The 25,829-nt window shown below is 71.3% G+C and carries 25 protein-coding genes and 2 riboswitches; of the genes, 9 read left to right on the top strand and 16 right to left on the bottom strand.

Going from position 1 to position 25,829, the window contains the following annotated elements; genetic code table 11:
* Nucleotides 1-9: 9 nt before the first annotated feature.
* Both AVS7_RS06900 and AVS7_RS06895 read right to left on the bottom strand, forming a co-directional pair.
* On the bottom strand, nucleotides 10-789 hold the full coding sequence (locus tag AVS7_RS06900; protein ID WP_020227701.1) for an oxepin-CoA hydrolase, alternative type: 780 nt from the start codon (nucleotides 787-789) through the stop codon (nucleotides 10-12).
* A gap of 1 nt (nucleotide 790) precedes the next feature.
* The gene (locus AVS7_RS06895; protein WP_034690215.1) at nucleotides 791-2,311 is read right to left on the bottom strand and encodes a 3-hydroxyacyl-CoA dehydrogenase; all 1,521 of its coding nucleotides are present in this window, start codon (nucleotides 2,309-2,311) and stop codon (nucleotides 791-793) included.
* Nucleotides 2,312-2,380: 69 nt separating this feature from the next.
* On the opposite strand from AVS7_RS06895, the gene AVS7_RS06890 reads away from it, so the two are divergent.
* Complete coding sequence (locus AVS7_RS06890; protein WP_034690175.1) at nucleotides 2,381-4,333, top strand: FimV family protein; 1,953 nt, start codon at nucleotides 2,381-2,383, stop codon at nucleotides 4,331-4,333.
* On the opposite strand, the gene AVS7_RS06885 is transcribed toward AVS7_RS06890, so the two are convergent.
* The 4 genes from AVS7_RS06885 to AVS7_RS06870 all read right to left on the bottom strand — a co-directional run bounded on the left by AVS7_RS06885 (nucleotide 4,330) and on the right by AVS7_RS06870 (nucleotide 7,427).
* Complete coding sequence (locus AVS7_RS06885) at nucleotides 4,330-5,226, bottom strand: thiamine phosphate synthase (RefSeq protein WP_020227698.1); 897 nt, start codon at nucleotides 5,224-5,226, stop codon at nucleotides 4,330-4,332. The two genes, AVS7_RS06890 and AVS7_RS06885, sit on opposite strands and share 4 nt — an antisense overlap.
* Before the next feature lie 89 nt (nucleotides 5,227-5,315).
* Nucleotides 5,316-6,119, bottom strand: coding sequence for a thiazole synthase (locus AVS7_RS06880; protein WP_020227697.1), 804 nt, complete (start codon nucleotides 6,117-6,119; stop codon nucleotides 5,316-5,318).
* A 7-nt stretch (nucleotides 6,120-6,126) separates the two neighbouring features.
* A complete protein-coding gene (gene thiS / locus AVS7_RS06875; protein WP_020227696.1) occupies nucleotides 6,127-6,324 on the bottom strand; it encodes a sulfur carrier protein ThiS in 198 nt (65 codons plus the stop codon).
* The gene (locus AVS7_RS06870) at nucleotides 6,321-7,427 is read right to left on the bottom strand and encodes an FAD-dependent oxidoreductase (RefSeq protein WP_034690172.1); all 1,107 of its coding nucleotides are present in this window, start codon (nucleotides 7,425-7,427) and stop codon (nucleotides 6,321-6,323) included. Before AVS7_RS06870 ends, thiS begins: the two co-directional genes overlap by 4 nt.
* 33 nt (nucleotides 7,428-7,460) lie before the next feature.
* Nucleotides 7,461-7,562, bottom strand: a riboswitch (TPP riboswitch).
* Nucleotides 7,563-7,614: 52 nt separating this feature from the next.
* Between AVS7_RS06870 and thiD the strand changes: the two genes are divergently transcribed.
* Nucleotides 7,615-8,469 carry a bifunctional hydroxymethylpyrimidine kinase/phosphomethylpyrimidine kinase gene (thiD, locus tag AVS7_RS06865; RefSeq protein ID WP_024001062.1) on the top strand — a complete coding sequence of 285 codons (855 nt, stop codon included), beginning with the start codon at nucleotides 7,615-7,617 and terminating at the stop codon, nucleotides 8,467-8,469.
* Here the strand turns inward: thiD and AVS7_RS06860 are convergent.
* The 8 genes from AVS7_RS06860 to AVS7_RS06825 form a co-directional block, all read right to left on the bottom strand.
* Entirely contained in the window at nucleotides 8,453-8,917 is a 465-nt protein-coding gene (locus AVS7_RS06860; protein ID WP_020227693.1) for an SH3 domain-containing protein, read from the bottom strand. The genes thiD and AVS7_RS06860 overlap by 17 nt on opposite strands.
* 165 nt (nucleotides 8,918-9,082) lie before the next feature.
* Nucleotides 9,083-10,354 (bottom strand): cytosine permease, encoded by a 1,272-nt coding sequence (locus AVS7_RS06855; RefSeq protein WP_020227692.1) that lies wholly within the window; start codon nucleotides 10,352-10,354, stop codon nucleotides 9,083-9,085.
* A gap of 53 nt (nucleotides 10,355-10,407) precedes the next feature.
* Nucleotides 10,408-10,509, bottom strand: a riboswitch (TPP riboswitch).
* Between the two features lie 23 nt (nucleotides 10,510-10,532).
* Complete coding sequence (locus tag AVS7_RS06850; protein WP_020227691.1) at nucleotides 10,533-11,582, bottom strand: NAD(P)/FAD-dependent oxidoreductase; 1,050 nt, start codon at nucleotides 11,580-11,582, stop codon at nucleotides 10,533-10,535.
* 7 nt (nucleotides 11,583-11,589) lie between these two features.
* Complete coding sequence (gene fdxA, locus AVS7_RS06845) at nucleotides 11,590-11,913, bottom strand: ferredoxin FdxA (RefSeq protein WP_020227690.1); 324 nt, start codon at nucleotides 11,911-11,913, stop codon at nucleotides 11,590-11,592.
* A 108-nt stretch (nucleotides 11,914-12,021) separates the two neighbouring features.
* On the bottom strand, nucleotides 12,022-13,392 hold the full coding sequence (locus AVS7_RS06840) for a sulfate adenylyltransferase subunit 1 (protein WP_020227689.1): 1,371 nt from the start codon (nucleotides 13,390-13,392) through the stop codon (nucleotides 12,022-12,024).
* The gene (cysD, locus tag AVS7_RS06835; protein ID WP_020227688.1) at nucleotides 13,392-14,327 is read right to left on the bottom strand and encodes a sulfate adenylyltransferase subunit CysD; all 936 of its coding nucleotides are present in this window, start codon (nucleotides 14,325-14,327) and stop codon (nucleotides 13,392-13,394) included. Before cysD ends, AVS7_RS06840 begins: the two co-directional genes overlap by 1 nt.
* Nucleotides 14,324-14,719, bottom strand: a complete 396-nt coding sequence (locus tag AVS7_RS06830; protein WP_020227687.1) for a DUF934 domain-containing protein — start codon at nucleotides 14,717-14,719, stop codon at nucleotides 14,324-14,326. The genes cysD and AVS7_RS06830 overlap by 4 nt, the downstream gene beginning before the upstream one ends.
* Nucleotides 14,720-14,724: 5 nt before the next feature.
* Complete coding sequence (locus AVS7_RS06825; RefSeq protein ID WP_020227686.1) at nucleotides 14,725-16,515, bottom strand: nitrite/sulfite reductase; 1,791 nt, start codon at nucleotides 16,513-16,515, stop codon at nucleotides 14,725-14,727.
* A 229-nt stretch (nucleotides 16,516-16,744) separates the two neighbouring features.
* Here AVS7_RS06825 and AVS7_RS06820 point away from each other — a divergent pair, with 229 nt between their 5' ends.
* Nucleotides 16,745-17,500 carry an SDR family NAD(P)-dependent oxidoreductase gene (locus AVS7_RS06820; protein WP_024001061.1) on the top strand — a complete coding sequence of 252 codons (756 nt, stop codon included), beginning with the start codon at nucleotides 16,745-16,747 and terminating at the stop codon, nucleotides 17,498-17,500.
* 41 nt (nucleotides 17,501-17,541) lie between these two features.
* Here the strand turns inward: AVS7_RS06820 and mnmC are convergent, their stop codons facing one another.
* Entirely contained in the window at nucleotides 17,542-19,455 is a 1,914-nt protein-coding gene (gene mnmC / locus AVS7_RS06815) for an FAD-dependent 5-carboxymethylaminomethyl-2-thiouridine(34) oxidoreductase MnmC (RefSeq protein ID WP_020227684.1), read from the bottom strand.
* Between the two features lie 6 nt (nucleotides 19,456-19,461).
* Nucleotides 19,462-19,737, bottom strand: coding sequence for an oxidative damage protection protein (locus tag AVS7_RS06810; protein ID WP_020227683.1), 276 nt, complete (start codon nucleotides 19,735-19,737; stop codon nucleotides 19,462-19,464).
* 116 nt (nucleotides 19,738-19,853) lie between these two features.
* Here AVS7_RS06810 and AVS7_RS06805 point away from each other — a divergent pair, with 116 nt between their 5' ends.
* From AVS7_RS06805 to AVS7_RS06780, 6 genes are all read left to right on the top strand, one after another.
* A complete protein-coding gene (locus AVS7_RS06805) occupies nucleotides 19,854-20,879 on the top strand; it encodes a sulfate ABC transporter substrate-binding protein (protein WP_020227682.1) in 1,026 nt (341 codons plus the stop codon).
* A 65-nt stretch (nucleotides 20,880-20,944) separates the two neighbouring features.
* Complete coding sequence (gene ssuE, locus AVS7_RS06800) at nucleotides 20,945-21,544, top strand: NADPH-dependent FMN reductase (protein WP_020227681.1); 600 nt, start codon at nucleotides 20,945-20,947, stop codon at nucleotides 21,542-21,544.
* Nucleotides 21,545-21,679: 135 nt separating this feature from the next.
* Nucleotides 21,680-22,660 (top strand): sulfonate ABC transporter substrate-binding protein, encoded by a 981-nt coding sequence (locus AVS7_RS06795; protein ID WP_020227680.1) that lies wholly within the window; start codon nucleotides 21,680-21,682, stop codon nucleotides 22,658-22,660.
* Between the two features lie 132 nt (nucleotides 22,661-22,792).
* Nucleotides 22,793-23,968 (top strand): FMNH2-dependent alkanesulfonate monooxygenase, encoded by a 1,176-nt coding sequence (ssuD, locus tag AVS7_RS06790; RefSeq protein WP_020227678.1) that lies wholly within the window; start codon nucleotides 22,793-22,795, stop codon nucleotides 23,966-23,968.
* Between the two features lie 12 nt (nucleotides 23,969-23,980).
* A complete protein-coding gene (ssuC, locus tag AVS7_RS06785; RefSeq protein WP_020227677.1) occupies nucleotides 23,981-24,841 on the top strand; it encodes an aliphatic sulfonate ABC transporter permease SsuC in 861 nt (286 codons plus the stop codon).
* Nucleotides 24,842-24,869: 28 nt separating this feature from the next.
* Nucleotides 24,870-25,829, top strand: a complete 960-nt coding sequence (locus AVS7_RS06780; protein ID WP_020227676.1) for an aliphatic sulfonate ABC transporter substrate-binding protein — start codon at nucleotides 24,870-24,872, stop codon at nucleotides 25,827-25,829.

Below are 25,829 nucleotides of genomic sequence, written 5' to 3'. Positions count from 1 at the left end.
TTTTTTTATTTACTGGTAGCGCGGCGCGCGCTTTTCCAGGAAGGCCGCGATGCCTTCGCCGGCATTGGCGTGCTGCAGGTTGCGCACGAAGTGGTCGCGCTCGTGCGCCAGCTGCTCGGTGAACGTGTGGCGGGAGGCATCGTCCAGCAGTTCCTTGATGCTGGCGAGCGCGTTGGGCGCGCGCCCGTTCAGGCGCTCGGCCAGCGCCAGTGCCTCGTGCAGCGCGCGGCCGGGCTCGGCCAGCTGGTTGACCACGCCCAGCGCCTGCAGGCGCGCCGCGTCGATGCGGCTGCCGCACAGCAGCAGCTCGCCCGCGAGCTGGCGCGGCAGCATGCGACCCAGGCTCCAGGTGGCGCCGCCGTCGGGCGAGAGACCCACGCCGACGTGGCTCACGGCGAAGAGCGCGTTGCGCGCCGCCACCACGAGGTCGCAGGCCAGCACCAGCGAGAAGCCCGCGCCCGCCGCATGCCCCTCCACGGCCGCGACCACGGGCTTGGGAAAGGTGCGGATGGCCTCCACCCAGTCGTGCAGCGCCTCCACGCCGCGCGCCTGCTCCTGCGCGCCCTGCTGGCGGCGCGCCTGCAAGCGCTGCAGGTTGCCGCCCGCGCTGAAGGTGTCGCCCGCGCCGGTGAGCACCACGCTGCGCACGTCGGCGCTGCGCTCGGCCACGTTCAAGGCCTCGATGCCGGCGGCGTAGATGGCCGGGTCGAGCGCGTTGCGCATCTCCGGGTGGTGGATGGTGAGGACCAGGGTCTGGCCCTGGCTGGTGCTTTGCAGTTCGGCGGGCATGTCAGCTTTCGGGATGCGTCAAACTGAGGCCGATGGCGCCGCGGCGGCGCAGCCAGGGGCTGGGGCGGTAGCGCATGTCGCCATAAACGGTCTGCATGTTGAACAGGACTTCGAGGACGTTGGTGGGGCCCCAGCGGTCGCCCATCGCCAGCGGGCCGAGCGGGTAGCCCAGGCCCAGGGTGACGGCGGTCTCCAGGTCGGCGGGCGTGCAGATGCGCTGCTGGCAGATGTCCGACGCGATGTTGACGATGGTGGCCACCACGCGCTGCGTGACGAAGCCGCCCGAGTCGCAGATCACGCTCACGGCCTTGCCGTCGCGCGCGAAGAGGGCGTGCGCGGCATCGCGCATGTCCTCCCGCGTGGCGGGGTTGGTGGCGAGCACGCGGCGGCGGGTGGCGGCGTCGTCGATGAGCATGTCGATGCCCACGGTGCGCGCCGGGTCCAGCCGCTCCACCACGGCCACCGTGGTCACGTCGAAGCCCAGCGGCGCCACCAGCGTGAGCGCTTGGGCCGAGGGGGAGGCGCCGGTCTCGATGCGCGCGCCCAGGTCCTTGAGCAGCTGGTACAGCTCCGCGCGCCGCGCCGCGCGCGTGGACACCCACACGGGCGGCATCTCGGCCACCACCGGGGCCGCGGGCTCGGGCGGCACCTGGGCCGTGCCGTCCACGTAGCGGTAGAAGCCCTCGCCGGACTTGCGCCCCAGCAGTCCGCCGGCCAGGCGCTGCGCGGCGATGGCGCTAGGGCGAAAGCGCGGCTCGTCGTAGAACTGGTGGTAGATGGATTCCATCACCGGGTGCGACACGTCCAGCCCCGTCAGGTCCAGCAGCTCGAAGGGGCCGAGCTTGAAGCCCACCTGGTCGCGCAGGATGCGGTCCACCGTGGCGAAATCGGCCACGCCTTCGCTGACGATGCGCAGGGCCTCGGTGCCGTAGCCGCGCCCGGCATGGTTGACGATGAAACCCGGCGTGTCCTGCGCCATCACGGGCGTGTGGCCCATGGCGCGTGCGTAGCGGGCCAGACGTTCGCAGACGGCGGCGCTGGTGCGCAGGCCGGCCACCACCTCCACCACCTTCATCAGCGGCACGGGATTGAAGAAGTGGAAACCCGCTACGCGCTCCGGGCGGGCAAGCGTTGCGGCCACCGCCGTGATCGACAGCGACGAGGTGTTGCTGGCCAGCACCGCGTCGGGTGCGACGATGGATTCCAGCTGCAGCAGCAGCTCGCGCTTGGCGTCCAGCCGCTCGACGATGGCTTCCACCACCAGCGTGCACGGCGCCAGCTCGCCGAGGGAGGCGACGGGCACCAGCTTGTCGCGCCAGAGCTGGGGCTGCCCCGCGTCGATGCGGCCCTTGTCCGCCATGCGTAGCCACTGCTGGTGGAGGTGATCGCGCGCGGCCTCGGCCGCGCCGGGCTGGCTGTCGTGGAGATAAACCGTGCTGCCGGCCTGGGCCGCGATCTGGGCGATGCCCCGGCCCATGGCGCCCGTGCCGACGACGCCGATGCGTGTGAAATCGAGTTGCATGCGCGGCATTATCCCTGTGGCGATCCAGGGGCGTTCTGTGTCAAAATCGATTCACAAATTGACACCATTGTGAGCACTCGTAACGCAATCGTCGGCGCCTGCCTGTTCGCCGTGGCCTGCGGCGCAGCAGCGCTTTCCCTCGGAGACAGCCGGGGCGCAGTGACCTTGGGGGCGGCGGTCGATCTGGCGTTCGAGGTGCGTCCCGATCCGGGCAAGGACCTGGCTTCCTCCTGCATCTCCGCCCGCTTGGTCGCCGGCTCCCATCCTCTCCCTTCGGCACGCATCCAGGTCACTCCCGTGGAGGGCGGGCCTGCGCCACTGGTGCGCGTGCAGACCACGGTCGCCGTGGACGAACCCGTGCTCACCGCCACGCTGGTCGCGGGCTGCGAGGGCCGGGTGTCGCGCACCTACACCTTCCTGGCAGACCTGCCGAGCATGGCCGTGGCGACCGGCCAGCCCATCGATATTGCCCGCCTGGGCGGGGCTGCCGCAGCTCGCGCCGACACGGCCGCCGAAACGCCCGCCCCTCCGGCGGCGCGCCCTACGCGGGCCGCATCGGGTGCGCCGGCCCAGGCACGCCCGCGCCGCGCGGCCGCACGCAAGCCGTCCGCCGCGGCGCCTGCCAGCGCCACGCGCCAGGCCCGGCCGGCGACGCCCGCTGCCGCTCCACCGCTCGCACCGCGCCTGGTCATGGAGCCGTGGGACCTGCGGCCCGAGGCGCCCCAGGCGGCGGCCTCCGCCCCGGCGCTGCCCGCGGCTGCGGCTTCTGCCGCGCAGGCCGCGGTGGTGCCGGCGGAGGAGGTGCTGTCGCTCGAATCCCGCCTGCGCAAGCTGGAGGCCGCCGCCGACGCCCAGCGCGCGCGGCTGGAGACGGAGAAGGCCACGGTGGCCGAGCTGCGCCAGCGCCTGGCCCAGGTGGAGTCGCAGGGCTTTTCCGCCACCGTGGTCTATGCGCTCGCGGGGCTGCTGGCCCTGGCCGTGCTGTGCATCGCCTGGCTGCTGCGCCGTGCGCGGCGCCAGGCGGAGCAGGACTGGCAGCATTCGGTGGTCTCCTTCGCCGCGGACCCGCGGGACGACTGGGACAGCGATGCCGCCCTGGCCGAGATGGATGCGCCGCCGCTGGAGGCGCTGTCCTCCGGCGCGGCGCAGCTCTGGGAGCCGCCGCAGGACGGCGGCGAGCCCACGCTGCCCATGCCGCCTCCGTCGCCGGCAGCCGTGCCGGCTTCCGCCTCGCCGCCGCGGGCGCAGCAGACGGTGCATCCCGAAGCCCTTTTCGACGTGCTGCAGCAGGCGGAGTTCTTCATTTCCGTCGGCGAGCACGAGCAGGCCATCGATACGCTGCAGCAGCACGTGGCCGAGCACGGCGAGGCCTCGCCCGTGGCGTATCTGGAACTGCTGCGCCTGCACCACATGCTGGGCCGCGCGGAGGGCTTCGAGCTGCTGCGCGAGCGCTTCCATGCGCACTTCAATGCCCGCGTGCCGCCGTTCTCGCAGTTCCACCAGCACGGCCGTGCCCTGGAAGACTCTCCCGAGGCGCTGGCGCACATCGAAAGGGTGTGGGCCTCGCCCGAGGTGATGGCGGTGCTCGATGGCTTCCTGTTCCGCCGCGAGGGGGCGGACCCCGTGGAACCCTTCGACCTGGCGGCCTACGACGACCTGCTGCTGCTCCTGTCCATCGTGCAGACCGTGCCCGCCCACCTGCGCGGCGCGTCTTCGCCGCGCCAGCGCACCACGCCGTGGGGGGCGCCCAACCTGCCGCCTGGGGCCGCGCCGCGTTCGCTCGATTCGCTGGCGGGAGATCTGTCGTTGCAGGAGTCGGGGTATGCGCCGCTGGCGCAGCGGCCGATCTCGGAAGCCATGCTGGACGTGGACCTGACCGACCCGCCACCCATCACCATCAGCGACCTGCCGCCCGTGCCCGCCACGGCCGCGCCCGCGCCGGGCCAGCCCGTGGGCTTCGGCATGGAGGACGACAAGATGGAGATCCGCTTCGAGCTGGAACGCAAGGACCTGCGGGGTTAGGCCCTGTCCATCGCCGCCATCAGCTGCGCGGCGGCGGCCTCGGGCTGTTCGGCGTTGACGATGGCGCGCACCACGGCGATCGAGCCCACGCCGGTGGCCAGCACCTCGGGGAACTGCGCCAGGCCGATGCCGCCGATGGCCACCTGCGGGTAGCCTCGCATCAGCCGTGCATAGCCCTGCAGGCGCGCCACGCCCTGGGGCACCGTGGCCATTTTCTTCAGCGTGGTGGGGAACACGGCGCCCATGGCGACGTAGCTGGGGCAGGCGGCATCGGCGCGCACCATCTCGGCGTAGCCGTGGGTGCTGACGCCCAGGCGCAGGCCGACATCGCGCAGGGTGCGCAGGTCGTCGGGGTGCAGCGCATCCAGGTCTTCCTGGCCCAGGTGCACGCCATAGGCGCCGGCGGCGATGGCCTCGCGCCAGTGGTCGTTGATGAACAGCAGGGCGCCGGTGCCCTGTACGGCCTGCACGGCAGCGCGCACCTCGCGCGCAATGGCGTCGGCATCCGTGCTCTTGAAGCGCAGTTGCACCGTGGGCACGCCGGCGCGCGCCATGCGGCTCACCCAGGCGGCATCGGGTAGCACCGCGTACAGGCTCAGCCGCTGCGGGCAGGAGGCGAAGGGCAGGGCGTGCGGGCGCGGCTGCAGGCCGAAATCCTGCGGCGCATCGGGCCAGAGGGCCGCGTCGAAATGGCCCAGGCGCTGGGCCTGGGCGCTCCAGGCGCGGGCCAGGCAGTCGGCGTCGTGCGCGATGAAGCCGAGCTGGCTGCACGCGGCCAGTGCGGCGCGGTAGACCGGGTCGCCGGACGCGGACTCCGGCACGGGCTGCGCCGGAAAGCCGGCGAAGCGCGGGGCGTGGTGGCGCAGGATGGCGTGTTGCAGGTCGTCGTTCATATCAGATCGCTATGCGTTGTCCGCGCCGCATGAAACCAGCGCAACCAAGCGAGGGCAGCCGTGCAGCCGTTCAGAGGGGTGTTTTTCCATTACTGCGTGTGGTGCCAGAAGGGCGTGCCGAGGACGGGGGTGCTGGGCTGGGCTGCCTCCTGAGGCGCCATCGCGCCCGCCTGGCGCGCGGCGCGGCCGGCAGCCACGGCATCGGCGAAGGCACCGGCCATGGCCACCGGGTCGGTCGCCAGCGCCACGGCGGTGTTGAGCAGCACGCCGTCGTAGCCCCATTCCATGACCTGGCAGGCATGCGAGGGCAGGCCCAGGCCCGCGTCCACCAGCATGGGCACGGCCAGGCGCTCGCGCAGCAGTTGCAGCGCATAGGGATTGACCGGGCCGCGCCCGGTGCCGATGGGCGCGGCCCAGGGCATGACGGCCTGGCAACCCACGTCCACGAGACGCTGGCAGAGCACGAGGTCTTCGGTGCAATAAGGCAGCACGTGGAAGCCGTCCTTCACCAGCCGCTCGGCCGCCTGCACGAGGTTCAGCGTGTCGGGCTGCAGCGTGTAGTCGTCGCCGATCAGCTCCAGCTTGATCCAGGGCGTGTCGAACACCTCGCGCGCCATGTGGGCGGTGGTGATGGCTTCCTGCAGGCTGTGGCAACCGGCGGTGTTGGGCAGCACGGGCACGTCCAGTTGCCTGAGCAGTTCCCAGAAGCTGCTGCCGGTCTCGGCCGCGTTGCTGCCCTGGCGGCGCAGCGACGCGGTGACCATGGCCGGGCGGGCGCGCCGCACGGCGGCCTCCAGCACGGCGGGAGAGGGGTAGCGCGCCGTGCCCAGCAGCAGGCGGCTCTGGAAGCGCTGGCCGTAGAGCACGAGCGCGTCGTCGGTGGTGTGGGTCATGGTGTTCTCAGCCTCCGGTGACGGGAGCGATGATTTCGATGCTGTCGCCCGCCTGCAGCGCGTGCGCGGCATAGCCGGCGCGGGGCACGAACTGCAGGTTCACGGCCACGGCGAAAGGGGGCTTGGGATTCAGGTAGGCCACGGCGTCGGCCACGGTGGCGCCGACGGGCAGCTCGGTGGCGGTCTGGTTGATGAGGACGTTCATGAGGGCAGGGAAAGCGAAAGCGCGAAATCGGAGGCCAGCGCGGATTGTCCCGTGTTCAGCACCTGCAGCACCACGTCGAGCAGCGCGGGGGCGATCATGAAGCCGTGGCGGTACAGCCCGTTGACCTCCAGCACGCGCTGCCGCACCACGCGCACGGCGGGCAGGTTGTCGGGCAGGGTGGGGCGGCACTGGGTGGCGATCTCCAGGATGCGCGCCTCGGCGAAGCCCGGGTGCACCGCATAGGCGGCGCTGAGCAGCTCCAGCGCGCTGCGCACGCTGGTGGGCGAGAGGTCGTCGGACTCGATCTCCGTCGCGCCGATCACGAACACGTGCTCCTGCTTGGGCGCGATGTAGATCGGGTAGCGCGGGTGCACCACGCGCGTGGGGCGCTGCAGCGTGACGTCCGGCGCGTGCAGGCGCACCACCTCGCCGCGCACGCCGCGCAGCGCCTGCCACTGGGTGCGCGCGCCCAGGCCGCGGCAGTCGATGACCCAGTCCGGCTGCCCCGCGCCGCCGGGCTGGAAGTCGCCCGGCGCGCGTGTGCTGTGCCAGTGCGTGCGCACGCCCAGCTGTTCCATGGTGGCGGCCAGCGCGGCCAGCAGCTGGCGGTTGTCGAGCTGGCCTTCGCCGGGCAGGTACAGCCCCTGGTGGAAGCGGCCCGCCACGGCGCCCTCGCGCTGCGCCACGCCGGCCGCGTCCAGCACCTGCAGCGCGGGCAGGCCGGGCACGGTGGCCTGCGTCTGCTCCAGCTTGTGGCGCAGGCGCGCGGCCTCGGGCGCGTCCTGCCGGTGCCAGAGAATGAGGGTGCCCTCCTGCTGGAAGAAGACGGGCCCGGCCAGCTGCGCCAGCAGCGCGGGCCAGCGTCCCAGCGCATGCTGGCCCATGCGCACCACGCCGGGCTCGGTCACGGCCGATTCGGCGAGCGGCGCCAGCATGGCGGCGGCCACGCGCGCGGCGGAGCCTTCGGCGCCGGGGCCGCCGGCCTCGTGCACCTCGACCCTGTGGCCCTGGCGCGCGAGCTCCACGGCCAGCAGCCGGCCCATGAGACCGGCGCCGAGGAGGGTGATGGAAGCGGGGGAGCGAAGAAGAGGGTGCGCAGGCATCGTTGTTCCAAGGACGGGACAAGACAGAGCGTGGCACCGAGGCCTGAAACTTCCCACGCCAGCATGATCTGGATCGGGTGTGAGGGTCTTTCTCAGCCGCCTGCCCCAATGGCAGGGACACCCCTGTTTCGTCCGTGCCGGGAATTACAGCACAGGGGCAGTGTCCTTACGGTTGATAATTTTTGTCATGACGCAAGAAACACCGACTCCCGCCCGGCGCTATGCGCGCGTGCTGTCCATCGCCGGCTCCGACAGCGGCGGCGGCGCGGGCATCCAGGCCGACCTCAAGACCTTCAGCGCCCTGGGCTGCTACGGCATGACGGCCATCACCGCGCTGACTGCGCAGAACACGCAGGGTGTGCGCGGCATCCATGGCGTGCCGCCCGAGTTCCTGGCCGCGCAGATCGATGCGGTGGTGGAGGATATCGGCGTGGATGCGGTGAAGATCGGCATGCTGCATGCGCCCGAGGTGGTGCGCGTGGTGGCCGACGCCATCCGCCGCCACCGCCTGCCCCACGTGGTGCTCGACCCCGTGATGGTCGCCACCAGCGGAGACCGCCTGATCGCCCAGGAGACGGTGGGCGTGCTGGTGCGCGAGCTGTTCCCGCTGGCTTCCGTGGTCACGCCCAACCTGGACGAGGCCGGCCTGCTGCTGGGCCGCACCCTCGCCGCCGAGGACCAGCTGGACGCGGCCGCCACCGGCCTGCTGGACCTGGGCGCGCGCGCCGCGCTGCTCAAGGGCGGCCACCTGCCGGGCGAGCGCGTGGTGGACGTGCTGGCGCTGCCCGGCGGCGGACTGCACCGCCTGGCCTCCCCGCGCATCGCCACGCACAACGGCCATGGCACGGGCTGCACGCTGTCGTCGGCCATCGCCGCGCACCTGGCGCTGGGCCATGCGCTGCCGCAAGCCGTGGAGCGCGCGCGCGCCTACATCCTGGGCGCCATCGCCGCGGGGGCCGACGTGCGCACGGGCCATGGCCATGGCCCGCTCAACCATGGCTATGCGCCCGTGGCGCAGCGCATCGTCACCAGCCCCAGGTGAGCCGCTGGGCCACCCAGCCCTTCTGGCCGCTGGCGCGCTGCACCTGCGCCCAGGTGCCCGAGCGGCCCAGCGTGCGCACCACCTCGTGCTGCTCGAGCTGGCCCACGCGCTTGTGCTGGGTGCCCGGGCCGGCGCGCAGGTTGGCGGTGCGCGCGGTCACCACGCGGTGGGGCGTCTTGGCCGTGAGCGGTGCGAAGACCCAGCCCAGCGTCTCCTCATGGTCGCGTACCTTGAGCCACTGGCCCTTGCGCTGCTCGACCTGCAGCGGGTAGCCGCGCCCCAGCTCCCACGCCGTGGCGGAGCGCGTCGTGGGCTGCGTGCGGACATTGACCGTATTGCCGTGGATGCTGACGAACTCGCGCGCCTGCGCGAGGGCGGGCAGGCACAGCGCGGCGGCGAAAGCGGCGCAGGAGAGGGTGCGGGCGAGGCGGGCCGGTGTGGAAGACACGGGGCGGTTACTCCTTGTGAAAATGGGTTGCAACACAAGGTGGAGGGGGCCGCGCGATCGAAGTTCCGCGGTCGCTATATTTAAATGAGCGGCTCGCGCTTGCCGTTCGCCATATTCAGCCGAAAAACAGGTGAAAGTCCTTGATCGACAAGCGCAAGCAGCTATCTATTCCGTAGCGTTGCGCGGGCGCGTGGCAAAGGCCAGCACGAAGCACACCGCCAGCGTGGGCAGCGCTGCGCCCATGCCCGGCAGCACGCGCGGCAGGAGGTGGTAGCAGGCGATGCCCGCCAGCCAGAGCACCACGGGCAGCCCGTGCACGCCGCGTGCGTTGCGCAGCAGCGCACCGGCATGCGCGCCGAACGCCAGGCGCCCCAGGATCACGCCGAACAGCGGCACGAACACCGAACTGAGCAGCAGCAGGAACGGCTCCAGGCTGTGCATGGGCAGCACCAGCGCGAACGCCGTGCAGGCCAGCGCGACCACGAAGCCCCAGCGCCGCACGCTCCAGCGCGGCCACAGGCTGTGCGCCGACACCGAGCCTGAGTAGGCATCGCCATAGGCGTTGTCCACCTCGTCGATCAGGATCAGCGACAGCGCGATCAGCCCGCCCTGCGCCAGCAGCAGCGCCGTTACCAGGTCCTGGCTGGGCAGCACCAGCGCCACCAGCACGCCCAGCGCATAGCACCACATGTTGGCCACGGCATAGCCCAGCCAGGTGCCGCGCAGCGCGGCGCGCCCCTCGTGGCCGTGGCGCGCGTAGTCGGCCACCAGCGGCAGCCACGAGATCGGCATGGCGATCACCAGGTCCAGCGCCGGCAGCACGCCCATGCCGCCCGCGCCCTGGCGCGTCCACAGGGCCTCGATGCCTTGCGCATGCGCCAGCGCCAGGAACTGCCACGACAGCCACAGCAGCGACAGCACCACCAGCGGCAGCGCCACGCGCGCGATGAGCCGGCGCACCAGCCGCACCATGGAGCCGCCGATCAGCAGCATCACCACGCCGCCCCACAGCAGCGTGGCCAGCACCGGCCAGTAGCCCGCCGCCATCGCGCCCGCCTGGCGGCCGATGGCCACCGTGGCGTCGCGCATCACCACCAGCTCGAACGCGCCCCAGCCCAGCAGCTGCACGATGTTCAGCACGATGGGCAGTCCCGCGAAGCGCCGCCCGTAGACCGCGTGCATCAGCCCCGCGCTGGCCAAGCCGCTGTCGCAGCCGATCTTGGCCACCCAGCCCAGCAGCCCCGCGCCCACGAGGGAGCCAGCGACGATGGCGAGGAGCGCTTCCTGCGTGCCCAGCGCGGGCATCAGGTAGGCGCCCACCTGCATCACCAGCAGGCCCACGCCCAGGCTGAACCACAGCGAGGCATGGTCGCGCCAGCGGAAGGCGCGCTGCTGCGGCGGCAGCGGGGTCAGGGATTCGTTGGCGGCGGTGGACATGCGTGCTCCGTTCGTAGGCAGAGCAGGGGCCGGGGCATGGCGGCCCGGCAAGGGGCGCGGCAAGACAGCTTCCCTGCGCGAGGATTAACTCAACAGGTTCACAGGGTGTGATCTCAGCCCCGGCGGCTTGCGCCGGAGCACCCCTAGCGAGGCGCGCAGTATACGGGCGCAGGCCGGCTCAGCCGGCGGCCACGCCCAGCCGCTCGTGCAGCCGTGTGCTGGTGGTGGTGTATTGCAGCGCCACGGGCGCGCCGGTGAGCAGCTCGGCCGCGCCGAAGGCGGCGAGCGTGGCTTCGTGGAAGCCGCAGAGGATGAGCTTGCGCTTGCCAGGGTAGGTGTTGATGTCGCCCACGGCGTAGATGCCGCGTTCGCTGGTCTGGAACTGCGCGGTGTCCACCGCGAGCTGCTTGCGGTCGAGCGCGAGGCCCCAGTCGGCGATGGGGCCCAGGCGCGGGGAGATGCCCAGGCAGACGATCAGCTGGTCCAGCGGCAGGCGCTGTGGCTGGCCTTCAGGGTCCAGCAGTTGCAGGGCAACCAGGCGCTGGGACGCGGTTTCCTGGCCGGTGATCTGCGCGGCCACCACGCGGATGCGGCCCGCGTCGCGCCGGGCCTGCAGGCGCTCCAGCAGCGCGGGCTCGGCCTGGAAGGCGTCGCGCCGGTGCAGCAGCACCACGCTGGCGGCGCCGGCATCGGCGCAGGCCAGCGCGGCGGCCACGGCGGGCTCGTCGCCGCCGTGCACGACGACGTGCTGTCCTTCGGCCTGCGCGGGCAGCGTTGCCGGATCGGGGTGGTAGTGCAGTTGCCGGCCCAGGTGCGCTTCCAGCCCTTCGAGCTTGAGCGCGCGCGGCACGAAGGCGCCCACGCCCGCGGCGATGAAGACGCTGCGCGCGTGCAGCGCCAGGCCCGCGGAGGTGCCCACGGCGAAGCCACCCTCGGGCATGCGCTGCAGCGTGGCGACCTGCTGGCCCAGGTGCAGCGCGGGGGCGAACGGGGCGATCTGCTGGCGCAGCTGCTGCACCAGCGAGCGGCCCGTGCAGTGCGGCACGCCGGGGATGTCGTAGATGGGCTTGTCGGGGTACAGCTCGGCGCACTGGCCGCCCACGTGGGGCAGGGCGTCGATCACATGGGCCGCGATGCCGTGCAGCCCGAGCTGGAAGACCTGGAACAGGCCGACCGGGCCGGCGCCGATGACGACGGCATCCACGCTCTGGGGCGGCAGGCTGTCCATGGAAGGATCAACGCTCCAGGTACTGGAGCTTGTCGGGCTTGCCGTTCCAGTCGTCGGCGTCGGGCAGTGCGGCCTTGCGCTTGGTGATGCTCTTGAACTGCGGGGTGAGTTCGGCGTTGAGCTTGATGTAGGCAAGCTGGTCGGCCGGCAGGTCTTCCTCGGCGAAGATGGCATTGGCCGGGCATTCGGGGACGCACACGGCGCAGTCGATGCACTCGTCGGGATCGATCACGAGGAAGTTCGGGCCTTCGCGGAAGCAGTCCACGGGGCACACGTCCACGCAATCGGTGTATTTGCACTTGATGCAGTTCTCAGAGACGACGTGAGTCATGGGGGAAGAAGTGATGGGATGGTATGTAAGGCCAACCCGGGATTTTAGGACGGCGGCCGGTGTCCGCAGGCCGCCGACCCTGGCTGCCTCGAGGACACTTAACACAGGTCAAGCGCCGTGGACCAGCGCGGCGCCCGCCGTGCGGTGGCTGGCGGTGTCCACCAGGATGACGGAGCCGAGCACCCGCGCCTGCGCGAAGGGCGCGGCGGGCAGGGGCTCCTGCAGCAGCAGTTCCACGTGGCCGATGGCATTGGGTTCGAGCTGGGCGGCGTCTTCCTCGGCCAGCGTGTGGATGTCGAGGCGGTGCACCACGCGGCGCGCCTTGGCCTTGACCCAGCGGTGGCCGTGCAGCGCCCAGTAGACGCGGCCGGCGACGAGCGGCTCGTCGTCCATCCAGGCGACGGTGGCGCGCAGCTCGCGCTGGCCGGGCCAGGCGGGGGCGGGCGCGTCGAAGCCGTCGCCGCCGTCGCCGGCTGGCGCGGCCAGCAGCCAGTCGCCGCGCGAGACGTCCACCTCGCGGTCGAGCACGATGCCGGCGCTGGTGCCGGCGGGCACGCCGGTGGGGCGGCGCGCGTGGTCCAGCACCTGGGCCACGGTGGCGCGCTGGCCGCTGGGAAACACCTGCACCTCGGTGCCCGGCGCCACGTGGCCCGCGGCCACGCGGCCCCAGAACACGCGGCGGCCCTGGCTGGTGTCGGACGAGGCGGAGAATTTCTCCACCCACTGCACAGGAAAGGCCAGCGGCAGGTGCGTGTCGGCGGGCGTGTGCGGCAGCCGCTCCAGGATCTGCAGCAGGCTGGGGCCTTCGTAGCCGCACCAGCCGGCGTGGGGCTGGGCCACGTTCCAGCCCTTGAGGGCGGACACGGGCACAGTGGCGGCCACCTGGATGCCGGCGGCCTGGGCGAAGGCGGCGAGCTGCTGGCGGATGTGGGCGAAAGCGTGCTGCGGGTCTTCCACCGCGTCGAGCTTGTTCACCGCGAACACGAGCGAAGGCACGCGCAGCAGGTTCACCAGCAGGGCGTGGCGGCGCGTCTGCGGCAGCAGGGCAAGCTGCGGGTTGCGCCAGTCGAGCTTGGTGGCGTCCACCAGCACCACGGCGGCGTCGGCCTGCGAGGCGGCGGTGACCATGTTGCGCGTGTACTGCTCGTGGCCCGGCGCGTCGCCGATGATGAACTTGCGCGCCTCGGTGGCGAAGTAGCGGTAGGCCACGTCGATGGTGATGCCCTGCTCGCGCTCGGCGGACAGGCCGTCGGTCAGCAGCGCCAGGTCGGTCTCGCCGCTCCTGGTCACGCCCGCCAGGTGGTCCTGCAGCACCGCGCGGCTGTCCACCAGCAGGCGGCCGATCAGCGTGCTCTTGCCGTCGTCCACGCTGCCGCAGGTGATGAAGCGCAGCGCGGGCGCCTGGGCCGATTGCAGGTCATTCTGGCCTGCGGCGCTTGCTGGGTAAGCGCTGCCAGCTATGGTATCGATAGTGCTCATCAGAAATACCCGTCTTTCTTGCGCTTTTCCATGGAGGCTTCGGAGGTCTGGTCGTCCATGCGCGTGGCGCCGCGCTCGCTGACTTCGGCGGCCAGCGTCTCGATCACGATGTCGGAGGCCGTGGCGGCCGTGCTTTCCACGGGGCAGGTGCAGGTGATGTCGCCCACGGTGCGAAAGCGCACGTCGCGCGTGACCACCGTCTCGCCTTCGCGCGGTGGGGTGAGTTCGGTCACCGGCACCAGTAGGCCCCGGCGCTCGACCACCTGGCGCGGGTGGGTGTAGTAGAGGGAGGGCAGCTGCACGGCCTCGCGGTCGATGTACTGCCACACGTCCAGCTCGGTCCAGTTGCTGATGGGGAACACGCGGAAGTGCTCGCCGGGCGCCAGGCGTGTGTTGAACAGCGTCCACAGCTCGGGGCGCTGGGCCTTCGGTGCCCATTGGCCGAAGCTGTCGCGGTGGGAGAAGATGCGCTCCTTGGCGCGGGCCTTCTCCTCGTCGCGGCGCGCGCCGCCGATCAGCGCGTCGAAGCGGAATTCCTCGATGGCCTCCAGCAGCGTGACCGACTGGTGCGCGTTGCGCGATTCGCCCGGGTGCGCCAGGCGCACGGTGCCGCGCGCCATGGAGTCTTCCACGCTGCGCACGATCAGCTCGGCACCCAGTTCCTTCGCGCGCTGGTCGCGGAAGGCCGTCACCTCGGGGAAGTTGTGGCCGGTGTCGATCATCAGCAGCGGGTAGGGGATGCGGCCCGCGCCGAAAGCCTTCTCGGCGCACCGGAGCATGACCAGCGAGTCCTTGCCGCCCGAGAACAGCAGCGCGGGGCGCTCGAAGGTGGCGGCCACCTCGCGCAGGATGAAGATGGTCTCTTCCTCCAGCGCGTCGAGGTGGCGGTTGCTGAGCTGGTGGGCCAGCACGGAGGTGTCCACGCGGGCGTTCATGCGGCCTCCCGTGCGAAGTGAGGGCGCGGCTCCAGCACGTCGCCCTGATAGAAGCCCTGGAAGCGGGCGAACTGGCGCTCGGCAGCGGTAGGGTCCACGCCCTCGGCCAGCACGGCGCTGCTGAAACCGCTGCGGTGCATGTGCACGAGCTGGTCGATCAGCACGTCGCCCGTGGCGCGGATGTCGCCGGCGAATTGGTAGCGCCGGCGCAGCAGCAGCGCCTGGCTGTAGGCGCGGCCGTCGGTGAACTTGGGGAACTGCAGCTCGATGCGCTGCACGCCTTGCAGCGCGCCGCTGGCAGCCAGCGCGGCCAGGTCGGCGTCGTTGGCGATCTGCAGGGTGTTTTCGGTCTCAGCGCTCGCGGGGGCAGCGCTGGCAGCTATTATTTTCATAGTCCTTATTCCTGGGCAACGGCTTCTTCGGCCTTGGGATGGCGTGCGGCGTTGGCGGCGGCCTTGAACGGGTCGTGGCCCACGCGGCGCAGGGTGTCGATGAAGAACTCGCCGCTCTTGCGCTCGGCGCGGTAGGTGTTCAGCACGGCCTCGATCACGTCGGGCACCTCGGCCGCGGAGAACGAGGGGCCGACCACCTTGCCGCCGATGGCGGGGCCGGAAAGCGTGGTGCCGTCGGCACCGCCCAGCGTGATCTGGTACCACTCCTTGCCGTCCTTGTCGACGCCCAGGATGCCGATGTGCCCGCTGTGGTGGTGGCCGCAGGAGTTGATGCAGCCGCTCATGTGCAGGTCGATGGGGCCCAGGTCGAACAGCTCGTCCAGGTCCTGGTAGCGCTCGGTGATGGCCGCCGCGATGGGCAGAGAGCGCGCGTTGGCCAGCGAGCAGTAGTCGCCGCCGGGGCAGGCGATCATGTCCGTCAGCAGGCCGATGTTGGGCTGCGCCAGGCCCAGGGCGCGGGCGGCCTCGTAGAGCGCAGGCAGGTCGCCCTCGTGCACCCAGGGCAGCAGCAGGTTCTGCTCGTGCGTGAGGCGCGCCTCGCCGGCGGAGAACTGGTCGGCCAGCTGCGCCAGGGCCTCCATGGTGTCGGCGTCGGCGTCGCCGGGCGCGAAGCCCACGCGCTTGAACGACAGGGTCACGGCGCGCAGGCCCGGCAGGCGGTGGCCGCGCACGTTCTGCTGCAGCCAGCGCTGGTAGAGCTGGCCGTCGGCCTTGACGCTGGAGGGCAGGTTGGCGGGCCGCAGCGGCGGCACGACAAAGTGGGCGGTCACGCGGTCGAGCTCGGCCTGGGTAATGGTGTGCGGCGCGCCGTCCTGCTCCAGGATGGCCTTGTATTCCGCCTCCACCGCGTCGATGAACTTCTGGCCTTCGGACTTCACCAGGATCTTGATGCGCGCCTTCCACTTGTTGTCGCGCCGGCCGTAGCCGTTGTAGACCCGGATCACGGCCTCGATGTAGTTCAGCAGCTGGTCCCAGGGCAGGAACTCACGCACCACGGTGCCGATCACGGGCGTGCGGCCCATGCCGCCGCCCACCTTGACGGTGAAGCCCACTTCGCCCGCGTCGTTGCGCAGCGCTTGCAAGCCGATGTCGTACCAGCCGGTGGCGGCACGGTCTTCCTCGGCGCCGTTGAAGGCGATCTTGAACTTGCGCGGCAGGAAGGTGAACTCGGGGTGCAACGAGCTCCACTGGCGCGCGATCTCGGCGAACGGGCGCGTGTCCACGATCTCGTCCTCGGCGATGCCCGCATAGGCCTCGCAGGTGATGTTGCGGATGTCGTTGCCGCTGGTCTGGATGCCGTGCATGCACACGCTGGCCAGCAGCTCCATCACCTCGGCGGCCTGGGTGATGGGGATCCAGTTGAACTGCACGTTGGTGCGCGTGGTGAAGTGGCCGTAGCCGTATTGGAGCGGCGGTGCTGCCAGCGTCAGGCCCGGCTGGGCGGCCTGCAGCTGGTCCTGCGTGGCCTGGGCGTGGGCCAGCAGCTCAGGCGCGGGCTTGTCGTAGTCGCGCGCGATGCGCGCCAGCATGCGCAGCTGCGTGCTGCTGATCTCGCCGTAGGGCACGGCGATGCGGGCCATGGGCGCGTAGCGCTGGATGTACCAGCCGTTTTGCAGGCGCAGGGGCAGCAGTTGCTCGTCGGTCAACTCGCCGCGCTGCCAGCGTTCGAGCTGGTCGCGGAACTGCTCGGCGCGCAGCTGGACGAATTGGCGGTCGAAATCGGTGTATTGGTACATGAGGGGCTAGTCAACGGTTCATCGCGAGGTGTCTTGCCACGCGGGCAGGCACGCATGGGACGTGACTGTAGAAGGGTGTCTTATGAAAACAAACTAATCTTTAATGCTTCATATATATCGTCATTGGCATATAAAAAGGTGTTGGCCTGCGCTTGATGCGCGTCAACACCCATGGCGGCGCAGCGCGCCACCATGGCAAGGTCTCAACCATGGTCGAACAGGAGCTCTTATGCGATTGAAAGGCAAGAACATGGTCGTCACCGGCGGCGCCAGCGGCATCGGGCTGGCCACGGTGGTGCGCAGCCTGGAAGAAGGCGCCCACGTGGTGATCGCCGACGTGGCGGGCAGCGACGGCGCGGCCCAGGCGGCGCGGCTGGACGGGCGGCACGGCGGGCGCTGCCTGTTCGTGGCCACCGACGTGACCGACACCGCGCAGGTGGACGCGCTGATGCAGCGCACGGCGCAGGAGCTGGGCGGCGTGCACGCCGTCTTCAACAACGCGGGCATCGGCGGCCTGTGCCCCGCGCAGGACTACACGGACGAGGCCTTCCTGCGCATCATCGACATCAACCTGAACGGCGTGTTCCGCGTGGCGCGCGCGGCGCTGCGCCACATGCTGGGGCAGGGCGGCGGGGGCAGCATCGTCAACTGCGCGTCCATCCTCGGCGTGATGGGGCAGAAGCAGACGGCGGCGTATTCGGCCGCCAAGGGCGGCGTGGTCAACCTCACGCGCACCCTGGCGCTGGAAGGCGCATCCCATGGCGTGCGCGTGAACGCGGTGGGGCCGGGCTACATCGACACGCCGCTGCTCAAGGACCTGCCGCCCGAGATGCGCCAGGCGCTCGTCCGCCTGCACCCGCTGGGCCGCCTGGGCACCGACACCGAGGTGGCCAACGCGGTAGTGTTCCTGGCGAGCGACGAGGCCAGCTTCATCACCGGCGCGCACTTGATGGTGGACGGCGGATACACCGCAGGAAAAAGCTGAGCCTTTTCAGACTGTAGCCCAGGCCCAACAAGCGCAGGCAGCTATCGATTCGATAGTCTTTCGGTGCTGAGCGCCTGGGCCAGTCTCGCCTCCAGCGGCAGCGGCTCGGCATGCAGGCGCGCGGCCAGCAGCTCGGCGCAGAGCAGGGACAGGGTGAGGCCGCGCGCGCCCATGCCCGTGCAGACCCACAGGCCCGGCTGGCCGGCCGCGTCTTGGCCGACCGCGTCATGGCCGACCGCATCCACCGGGCCGGTGATGGGCAGGCGGCCGGGGGCCGTGCAGCGCACCGCCGCCCAGGTGCGGGCCCCGTCGAACACGGGTGCCAGCGCCTGGCCCAGCGCGGGGGCGAGGGCCTGCATCTTGGCGAGGTTGGCGGCATGGCCCGCGGCGGTCTCGTGCGGGGTGGGCGGCAGGTCGGCGCGGTCGCGCTCGAAGGTGGAGCCGGCCACCCAGCCCAGGCCCTGGTCCAGCGGCACCCGCGACACGAGGTTGCCGTGGCCGTTGAGCGGCTGGGGCGGCCAGGGCAGGCCGGCGTCTTCCGGCGCATGCACCCCCCAGGCGACCTGGCCGCGCAGCGGCTGCAGCGGCCAGGGGCTGCCGATCAGCGGCGCGCTGTGGAAGCCGGCACAGACCACGGCCAGCTCGGCCTCGGCCAGCACGGTGCCGTGCGCGTCGAGCGCCTGCCATGCGGTGGCCGTGCGCTGCAGGCGCGCGACGGTGTGGCCGCCGTGCCAGTGGATGCCGGGCTGCTCCAGCAGGCGCTGCACCAGCCGGGGCGGGCGCACCCAGCCGCCGCGCGCGTGCCAGCAGGCTGCCGCGCCGGGCGGCAGGTGGCTGGCGGCCAGCTGGCCGGGCGTGGCGGGGCGGCTCCAGTCCAGGCCCGGCCCCTGCGACCAGGCGAGGGGCAGGGCGCCGTCCACGCCGTGTTCGAGCACGCCGCAGTCGCTCCAGTCCACCCCCTGCGCATCGCCCAGGGCGGCGGCCAGCGTCTGCAGCGTGGTGCGCACGCCGGCGCGCGACAGGCGCGAGAGCACGCTGTCGTCCGGCGAGACGTGCGGCGCGAACACGCCCGCGGGCAGGCCCGAGGCGCCCGCCGCGGGCGCCTCGCCCTCTTCGAGCACGTGCACCTGCCAGCCGCGCCGTGCCAGGCTGGCGGCCACGGCGCTGCCAGCCAGGCCGGCGCCGACCACGAGGCAGCGGACCACGCGGGGCGCGGCCACGTCCGGCAGCACGGGCTGGCCCGCGCGCGGCTCCCAGTGCGGCTCGAAGGTGGCCTGCAGGTTGTCGCGCTTGGGCGGCACGCCGGGCACCTTGCGCACCGCGAAGCCGCCTTGCGCCAGCGCGTCGCGCACCGCGCGGGCGATGGTCCAGGTGGCCAGGCGCGTGCCGCGGCGGCAGCAGCGGGCCACGGCCTTGAGGGTGTGCGGGCTCCACAGGTCGGGGTTGCGCTCGGGGCTGAAGCCGTCCAGGTAGACGGAGTCGGCCACGGGCTGCTGCTGGCGCAGCATCGCCTGCGCGTCGCCGATGTAGAGCGTGAGCAGCACGCGCCCGTCCTCGAAGGCCAGGCGGTGCACGCCGGGCAGCAGGCCCCAGAACTGCGCGGCGAGCTGCTGCGCGAGCGGCTGCAGCCCGGGCGCCTCGGGGGCCCAGTGCTGCACGGCGCGCAGCAGGTCGGCCGCGCCCATGGGCCAGGCCTCGCAGGTGGTGAAATGCAGGATGCGCGGGCGCGCAGGATCGGAGCGCCAGGCGGCCCAGGTGACGAGGAAGTTCAGCCCCAGGCCGAAGCCCGTCTCCAGCACGCGCCACTGCGGCTGCCCGGCCCAGGCGGCGGGCAGGCCGCAGCCGTGCAGGAACACGTTGCGGGCCTGGGCTGGGCCGCTTTCGCTGTGATAGCGGTCGGAGAAGCGGGGGCTGTAGGGCGTGCCGTCGGGGAGCCAGTCGACAGGCTCGGACACGGCGCCTTAGCTGCTGGTGGGAGGCACGTAGCCTGCGGCGGCCTCGGCGCCGCCGCCGAAGAAATGGTTCTCCATCTGCCGGGCGAGGTACTGGCGGGCGCGGGCGTCGGCCAGGTTCAGGCGGTTCTCGTTGACCAGCATGGTCTGGTGCTTGAGCCAGTCGGCCCAGGCCTGCTTGCTCACGTTTTCGTAGATGCGCTTGCCCAGCTCACCAGGATAGGGAGGGAAGTCGAGGCCCTCGGCGTCCTGGCCGAGCTTGATGCAATGGACGGTGCGTGCCATGGTGGGATTCCTGTTTCAGATGTTTTGGCTATAACAAACTGAAATCTTATTTGTTCCAGTTTTGAAGAGCGACTTCCAGAATGCGTTGCATCGACATTCAACGCAACGGAAGCACCATGAAAAATCGCCGCCACTTTATCAAGTTTCCCCTCGCGGCCGCCCTTGCCGCCACCCTCGGGTGGGGACTTTCCCTGCCCGCATCCGCGCAGCAGCCGGTGCAGTTCCTGAACGTCTCCTACGACCCGACGCGCGAGCTGTACGCCGAATACAACCAGGCGTTCGCCAAATACTGGAAGGCCAAGACGGGGCAGGACGTGCAGCTCAAGCAGTCGCACGGCGGTTCGGGCAAGCAGGCGCGCTCGATCATCGACGGCATCGACGCCGACGTGGCCACGCTGGCCCTGGGCGGCGACGTCGACGCGCTGGCCAAGCACGGCCTGCTGGCCGCCGACTGGCAAAAGCGCCTGCCGCACAACTCGGCGCCCTATAGCTCGACCATCGTGTTCCTGGTGAAGAAGGGCAACCCCAAGGGCCTCAAGGACTGGGACGACCTGGTCAAGCCCGGCGTGCAGGTCATCACCCCCAACCCCAAGACCAGCGGCGGCGCACGCTGGAACTACCTGGCGGCGTGGGAGTTCGCCAAGCGCAAGTACGGCGGCGAGGCCCAGGCCAAGGACTTTGTGGGCAAGCTCTTCAAGAACGTGCCCGTGCTCGACACCGGCGCGCGCGGCTCCACCATCACCTTCGTGCAGCGCGGCGTGGGCGATGTGCTGCTGGCCTGGGAGAACGAGGCCTTCCTGGCACTGAAGGAATTCGGCAAGGACAAGTTCGAGATCGTCGTGCCCTCGCTGTCCATCCTGGCCGAGCCCACGGTGGCCGTGGTGGACAAGGTGGTGGACAAGAAGGGCACGCGCGCCCTGGCCGAGGAATACCTCAAGCACCTGTATTCCGACGAGGGCCAGGAGATCGCCGGCAAGAACTACTACCGCCCCACGAGCGAGAAGGCCAAGGCCAAGTTCGACGCGCAGTTCCCCAAGCTCACGCTGGTGACCATCGACCAGGCGTTCGGCGGCTGGGCCAAGGCGGACAAGGAGCACTTCGCCGATGGCGCGAGCTTCGACCAGATCTATACCAAGAAGTAAGAGCCAAATCGGCCTGCAGCGCTTGTCTGAAAAGCGCTGGAAGCTATGAAAAGGAAAGCACTACCATGACCGCCTTGCTGATCGCCGGCAGCCCCTCGCAGCGTTCGCGCTCTGCCGCGCTGCTCGACGCCGTGGGCCTGCGCCTGGCGCGGCGCGGCGCGCCGCCCGAGCACCTGCACATCCGCGATCTGAACCCGCAGGCGCTGCTGCTGGCCGACACCGGCCACCGCAGCGTGGCCCAGGCCGTGGAGCGGGTGCTGGACGCGCGCGTGCTCGTCATCGCCACGCCGGTCTACAAGGCCGCCTACAGCGGCGTGCTCAAGGTCTTCCTGGATCTGCTGCCGCAGACGGCGCTCAAGGGCAAGACCGTGCTGCCCCTGGCCACGGGCGGCAGCCCGCACCATATGCTGGCGCTGGACTATGCGCTGCGGCCCGTGCTGCAGTCGCTGGGCGCCAAGCACATCCTGCCGGGCATCTATGCCACCGACGCCCAGGTGGTGGTCACGCCCGAGGGTTCGCACGAGGTGGCCGGCGACGTGGCCGGCCGCATCGACGACGCGGTGAACCTGCTCGTCACCGAAACCCTGCGGCCCGCCGTGTCCGCGCCCGCGCCGGCCACCCATTTCGCGCCGGTGCCGTTCTCGCAGGTGCGATGTAGCGTCTGACGGCGCCGCGCCGTCGCCCTCTCCGTCCCTTCCCCCGTTTCCCCCGGCCATTCCGCCTCCGCGCGCGGAAGGGATGGCCTTCGCCCGGCGCCGAGCGCGGGGCACCGCTACCCGAGGAACTGCATCGTGTTGTCATTGAACTGGATCTTTTCCCCCACGCGCCGGGCGGCGCTCGCATCGCTGCTGGGCCTGAGCGCCCTCGCGGAGGCCGGCCACGCCTGGGCGCAACAGCCGGTGCTGCGCATCGGCTACCAGAAGGCCGCCAGCCTGTTCGTGCTGCAGAAGGCCCAGGGCACGCTGGAGAAGAAGCTCCAGCCGCTGGGCTTCGGCGTGAAGTGGGTGGAATTTCCCGCCGGGCCGCAGCTGCTGGAGGGCCTGAACGTCGGCGCCATGGACGTGGGCTATGTGGGCGAGGCCCCGCCCATCTTCGCCCAGGCCGCGGGCGCGCGCTTCGTCTACATCGGCCACGACCCGGCCGCGCCGCGCGCCGAGGCCATCCTGGTGCCCAAGGATTCGCCCCTGCGCTCGGTGGCGGACCTCAAGGGCCGCAAGGTCGCGCTCAACAAGGGCAGCAACGTGCACTACCTGCTGGTCAAGCAGCTCGAAAAGCACGGCCTCGCGCTCTCCGACATCCAGCCCGTGTACCTGGCGCCGGCCGACGGCCGCGCCGCGTTCGAGAGCAAGAGCGTCGATGCCTGGGTGGTGTGGGACCCGTTCCAGGCCGCGGCCGAGAAGAGCATCGGCGCGCGCGTGCTGGCCGACGGCACGGGCGCGCCCGGCACGCCCGACGTGGTGAACAACTACCAGTACTACCTGGGCGAGCGCGGCTTCGTGGCGCGCCACCCGCAGGTGATCGAGGCCGTGTTCGCCGACGCGGTGGAGCGCGGCATCTGGCTCAAGAAGAACCTGCGGCAGGCGGCCGAGCTGATCGCGCCGCTGCAGGGCCTGCCGGTGGACGTGGTGGAGCTGGCGCTGCGCCGCTACGAGTTCAACGTGAAGCCCATCACGCGCGAGGTGGCGGCCGACCAGCAGCGCATCGCCGACACCTTCCACGCGCTCAAGCTGATTCCCAAACCCATCCAGGTCAGCGATGCCGTCGTCATCGCCCGGCCCTGAACCGCAGGAGCACCGCCATGAACCCTTCCCTCGATCCCCGTCACCAGATCCAGCGCCTGGTCGTCACCACGGCCGCCGCCTGGGGCCTGCGCTGGCCCGGCCTGCCCTTCGCCATTTCGTACTGAGGCCCCCATGCAGATCTTCTGGTTCATCCCCACCCATGGCGACAGCCGCTACCTGGGCACCGCCCGGGGCGGCCGTCCGGTCCACCACGACTACGTCAAGCAGGTGGCCATCGCCGCCGACAGCCTGGGCTACGAGGGCGTGCTCATCCCCACGGGCCGCTCGTGCGAAGACCCGTGGGTGGTCGCGTCCAGCCTCATCGGCTTCACCCGGCGCCTGAAATTCCTGGTGGCCGTGCGCCCCGGCCTGCACCAGCCCAGTCTGGCCGCGCGCATGGCCGCGAGCTTCGACCGCCTCTCCGAAGGGCGCCTGCTCGTCAACCTGGTGACCGGCGGCGACCGCGGCGAGCTGGAGGGCGACGGCGTGTTCCTGGACCACGGGCAGCGCTACGAACAGTCCGCCGAGTTCATCCGCATCTGGCGCGAGATCCTGGCGCGCAGCCATGACGGCGCCGGCCTCGACTACGAGGGCGAGCACCTCCAGGTGAAGGGCGCCCGGCTGCTTTTTCCGCCCGTGCAGAAGCCCTACCCGCCGGTGTATTTCGGCGGCTCGTCCGAGGCCGCGCACGAACTGGCCGCTGGACAGGTCGATGCCTACCTCACCTGGGGCGAGCCGCCCGCCGAGGTGGCCAGGAAGATCGCCGACGTGCGCGCGCGCGCCGCGCGCCATGGCCGCACGCTGAAGTTCGGCATTCGCCTGCACGTGATCGTGCGCGAGACGGACGAGGCCGCCTGGGCCGCCGCCGAGGAACTGATCAGCCACGTCACGGACGAGACCGTGGTGCAAGCCCAGGCCGCGTTCGCGCGCATGGACTCGGAAGGCCAGCGCCGCATGGCCGCGCTGCATGCGGGGGGCGCCAGACGCAGCCGCGCCGATTTGGAGATCAGCCCCAACCTCTGGGCCGGCGTGGGCCTGGTGCGCGGCGGCGCGGGCACGGCGCTGGTGGGCGACCCGCAGACGGTGGCCGCGCGCATCGAGGAATACGCGCGGCTCGGCATCGACACCTTCGTGCTCTCGGGCTACCCGCACCTGGAGGAGGCCTACCGCTTCGCGGAGCTGGTGTTCCCGCTGCTGCCGCTGCGCACGCAGGAAAAGCTCGCGGGCGGCGCGCCCTTCGGCCCGTTCGGCCAGCCGGCGGGCGAGGCCGTGGCCAACCTGTTCGTGCCCCGTGCGGCGCAGAGCTGAAGGAGGGCGGCCATGACACACGCCCTTCGCGAACTCGACACCGGCGCGGCCGCCGCCGTCGCGGCGCCGCAGGAGCCGGGCGCGCTCGCGGGCCTGGCCGCGTTTGCCGCCGGCGTGGGCCGGCGCCTCGTGCCGTGGCTCGTGCCGCTGGTGCTCGTCGCCGTGTGGCAGGCGGCCTCGTCGCTGGGCTGGCTGTCCACGCGCGTGCTGCCCGCACCCTCGGCCGTGGTGCGTGCCGCGTGGGAGCTGACCGCCTCGGGCGAGCTGTGGACGCACGTGAAGGTGAGCGCCGGCCGGGCCCTGGCGGGCCTGGCCATCGGCGGCGGGCTCGGGCTGCTGCTGGGCCTGCTCACGGGCTCGCTGCGCTGGGCCGAGACGCTGCTGGATTCCTCCATCCAGATGGTGCGCAACATCCCGGCGCTCGCGCTGATCCCGCTGGTGATCCTGTGGTTCGGCATCGACGAATCGGCCAAGCTGTTCCTGATCGCCGTCTCGGTGTTCTTCCCCGTGTACCTGAACACCTTCCACGGCATCCGCAACGTGGACCCGGCGCTGATCGAGATGGGCCGCACCTACGGCCTCACGCGCTGGCAGCTCTACCGCGACGTCGTCCTGCCCGGCGCTCTCTCGTCCATCCTCGTGGGCCTGCGCTTCTCGCTGGGCCTGATGTGGGTGATCCTGATCGTGGCCGAGACCATCTCCGCGCAGTCGGGCATCGGCTACCTGACCATGAACGCGCGCGAGTTCCTGCAGACCGACATAGTGCTCGTGGGCATCCTGCTCTACGCGCTGCTCGGCAAGCTGGCCGACGTGTTCGCGCGCGCCCTCGAACAGTGGTGGCTGCGCTGGCATCCCGGCTACCAGAAGACGTGACCCCCTCCACATTCCAAAGGCTCATTCCATGACCACCACCGCTTTCTCGCGCCGCCATGCGCTGGCGGGCCTCGCGGCGCTCGCCGCGGGCGGCCTCGCGCATGCCCAAGGCGCCGCCACCGTGCGCATCGGCTACCAGAAGTCGTCCACCCTCATCGCCGTGCTCAAGGCACAGGGCACGCTGGAAAAGCAGCTCGCCCCGCTGGGCGTGCAGCCCGCGTGGCACGAGTTCACCAGCGGCCTGCCGCTCCTGGAGGCGCTCAACCTCGACAACCTGGACTTCAGCGCCGACGTGGCCGACACCGTGCCCGTGTTCGCGCAGGCCGCGGGCGCCAGGCTGACCTTCGTCGCGCAGGAAGCGCCGTCGCCCTCGGCGCAGGCCATCCTGGTCAAGCCCGACTCCCCGCTCAGGAGCGTCGCCGACCTCAAGGGCAGGAAGGTGGGCTTCGCCAAGGCCGCAGGCGCGCACTACCTGCTGATCGCCGCGCTGGACAAGGCCGGCCTGTCGTTCGCCGACATCCAGCCCGCCTACCTGACGCCCGCCGACGGCCGCGCCGCTTTCGAGCGCGGCGCCATCGACGCCTGGGTGGTGTGGGACCCGTTCCTCTCCGCCGCGCAGCGCCAGGCCGGCGCGCGCGTGCTGGCCGACGGCACGGGCATCGCCTCGTACCAGCGCTACTACCTTGCCAGCACGCGCTACGCCCAGGCGCGGCCCGACGTGCTGCGCACCATCTACGCCGAGCTGGAGAAGACCGGCCGCTGGGTCAAGCAGCACCCGCGCGAGGCCGCGCAGCTGCTCGCACCCGTGTGGGGCCTGGACGCCGCCACCATCGAGCAGGCCAACGGCCGGCGCAGCTACGCCGTGCGCCCCGTGGTGCCCGAGGTCCTGGGCGAGCAGCAGAAGATCGCCGACGCCTTCCTGGCCGAGAAGCTGCTGCCGCGGCGCGTCGATGCGCTCGACGCACCCCTGTTCAAGCCGGGAGCGTGA

It is taken from the genome of Acidovorax sp. MR-S7, from assembly GCF_000400995.2.
Classification (GTDB): domain Bacteria; phylum Pseudomonadota; class Gammaproteobacteria; order Burkholderiales; family Burkholderiaceae_C; genus MR-S7.
This window is presented reverse-complemented; position numbering and strand designations above follow the sequence as displayed.

What these genes read in the sequence shown, in the direction of transcription:
- AVS7_RS06900 (WP_020227701.1), bottom strand. Translation starts at nt 789, where the DNA reads ATGCCCGCCGAACTGCAAAGCACCAGCCAGGGCCAGACCCTGGTCCTC.
- AVS7_RS06895 (WP_034690215.1), bottom strand. Translation starts at nt 2,311, where the DNA reads ATGCAACTCGATTTCACACGCATCGGCGTCGTCGGCACGGGCGCCATG.
- AVS7_RS06885 (WP_020227698.1), bottom strand. Translation starts at nt 5,226, where the DNA reads ATGAACGACGACCTGCAACACGCCATCCTGCGCCACCACGCCCCGCGC.
- AVS7_RS06880 (WP_020227697.1), bottom strand. Translation starts at nt 6,119, where the DNA reads ATGACCCACACCACCGACGACGCGCTCGTGCTCTACGGCCAGCGCTTC.
- thiS (WP_020227696.1), bottom strand. Translation starts at nt 6,324, where the DNA reads ATGAACGTCCTCATCAACCAGACCGCCACCGAGCTGCCCGTCGGCGCC.
- AVS7_RS06870 (WP_034690172.1), bottom strand. Translation starts at nt 7,427, where the DNA reads ATGCCTGCGCACCCTCTTCTTCGCTCCCCCGCTTCCATCACCCTCCTC.
- thiD (WP_024001062.1), top strand. Translation starts at nt 7,615, where the DNA reads ATGACGCAAGAAACACCGACTCCCGCCCGGCGCTATGCGCGCGTGCTG.
- AVS7_RS06855 (WP_020227692.1), bottom strand. Translation starts at nt 10,354, where the DNA reads ATGTCCACCGCCGCCAACGAATCCCTGACCCCGCTGCCGCCGCAGCAG.
- AVS7_RS06850 (WP_020227691.1), bottom strand. Translation starts at nt 11,582, where the DNA reads ATGGACAGCCTGCCGCCCCAGAGCGTGGATGCCGTCGTCATCGGCGCC.
- fdxA (WP_020227690.1), bottom strand. Translation starts at nt 11,913, where the DNA reads ATGACTCACGTCGTCTCTGAGAACTGCATCAAGTGCAAATACACCGAT.
- AVS7_RS06840 (WP_020227689.1), bottom strand. Translation starts at nt 13,392, where the DNA reads ATGAGCACTATCGATACCATAGCTGGCAGCGCTTACCCAGCAAGCGCC.
- cysD (WP_020227688.1), bottom strand. Translation starts at nt 14,327, where the DNA reads ATGAACGCCCGCGTGGACACCTCCGTGCTGGCCCACCAGCTCAGCAAC.
- AVS7_RS06830 (WP_020227687.1), bottom strand. Translation starts at nt 14,719, where the DNA reads ATGAAAATAATAGCTGCCAGCGCTGCCCCCGCGAGCGCTGAGACCGAA.
- AVS7_RS06825 (WP_020227686.1), bottom strand. Translation starts at nt 16,515, where the DNA reads ATGTACCAATACACCGATTTCGACCGCCAATTCGTCCAGCTGCGCGCC.
- AVS7_RS06820 (WP_024001061.1), top strand. Translation starts at nt 16,745, where the DNA reads ATGCGATTGAAAGGCAAGAACATGGTCGTCACCGGCGGCGCCAGCGGC.
- AVS7_RS06810 (WP_020227683.1), bottom strand. Translation starts at nt 19,737, where the DNA reads ATGGCACGCACCGTCCATTGCATCAAGCTCGGCCAGGACGCCGAGGGC.
- AVS7_RS06805 (WP_020227682.1), top strand. Translation starts at nt 19,854, where the DNA reads ATGAAAAATCGCCGCCACTTTATCAAGTTTCCCCTCGCGGCCGCCCTT.
- ssuE (WP_020227681.1), top strand. Translation starts at nt 20,945, where the DNA reads ATGACCGCCTTGCTGATCGCCGGCAGCCCCTCGCAGCGTTCGCGCTCT.
- ssuD (WP_020227678.1), top strand. Translation starts at nt 22,793, where the DNA reads ATGCAGATCTTCTGGTTCATCCCCACCCATGGCGACAGCCGCTACCTG.
- ssuC (WP_020227677.1), top strand. Translation starts at nt 23,981, where the DNA reads ATGACACACGCCCTTCGCGAACTCGACACCGGCGCGGCCGCCGCCGTC.
- AVS7_RS06780 (WP_020227676.1), top strand. Translation starts at nt 24,870, where the DNA reads ATGACCACCACCGCTTTCTCGCGCCGCCATGCGCTGGCGGGCCTCGCG.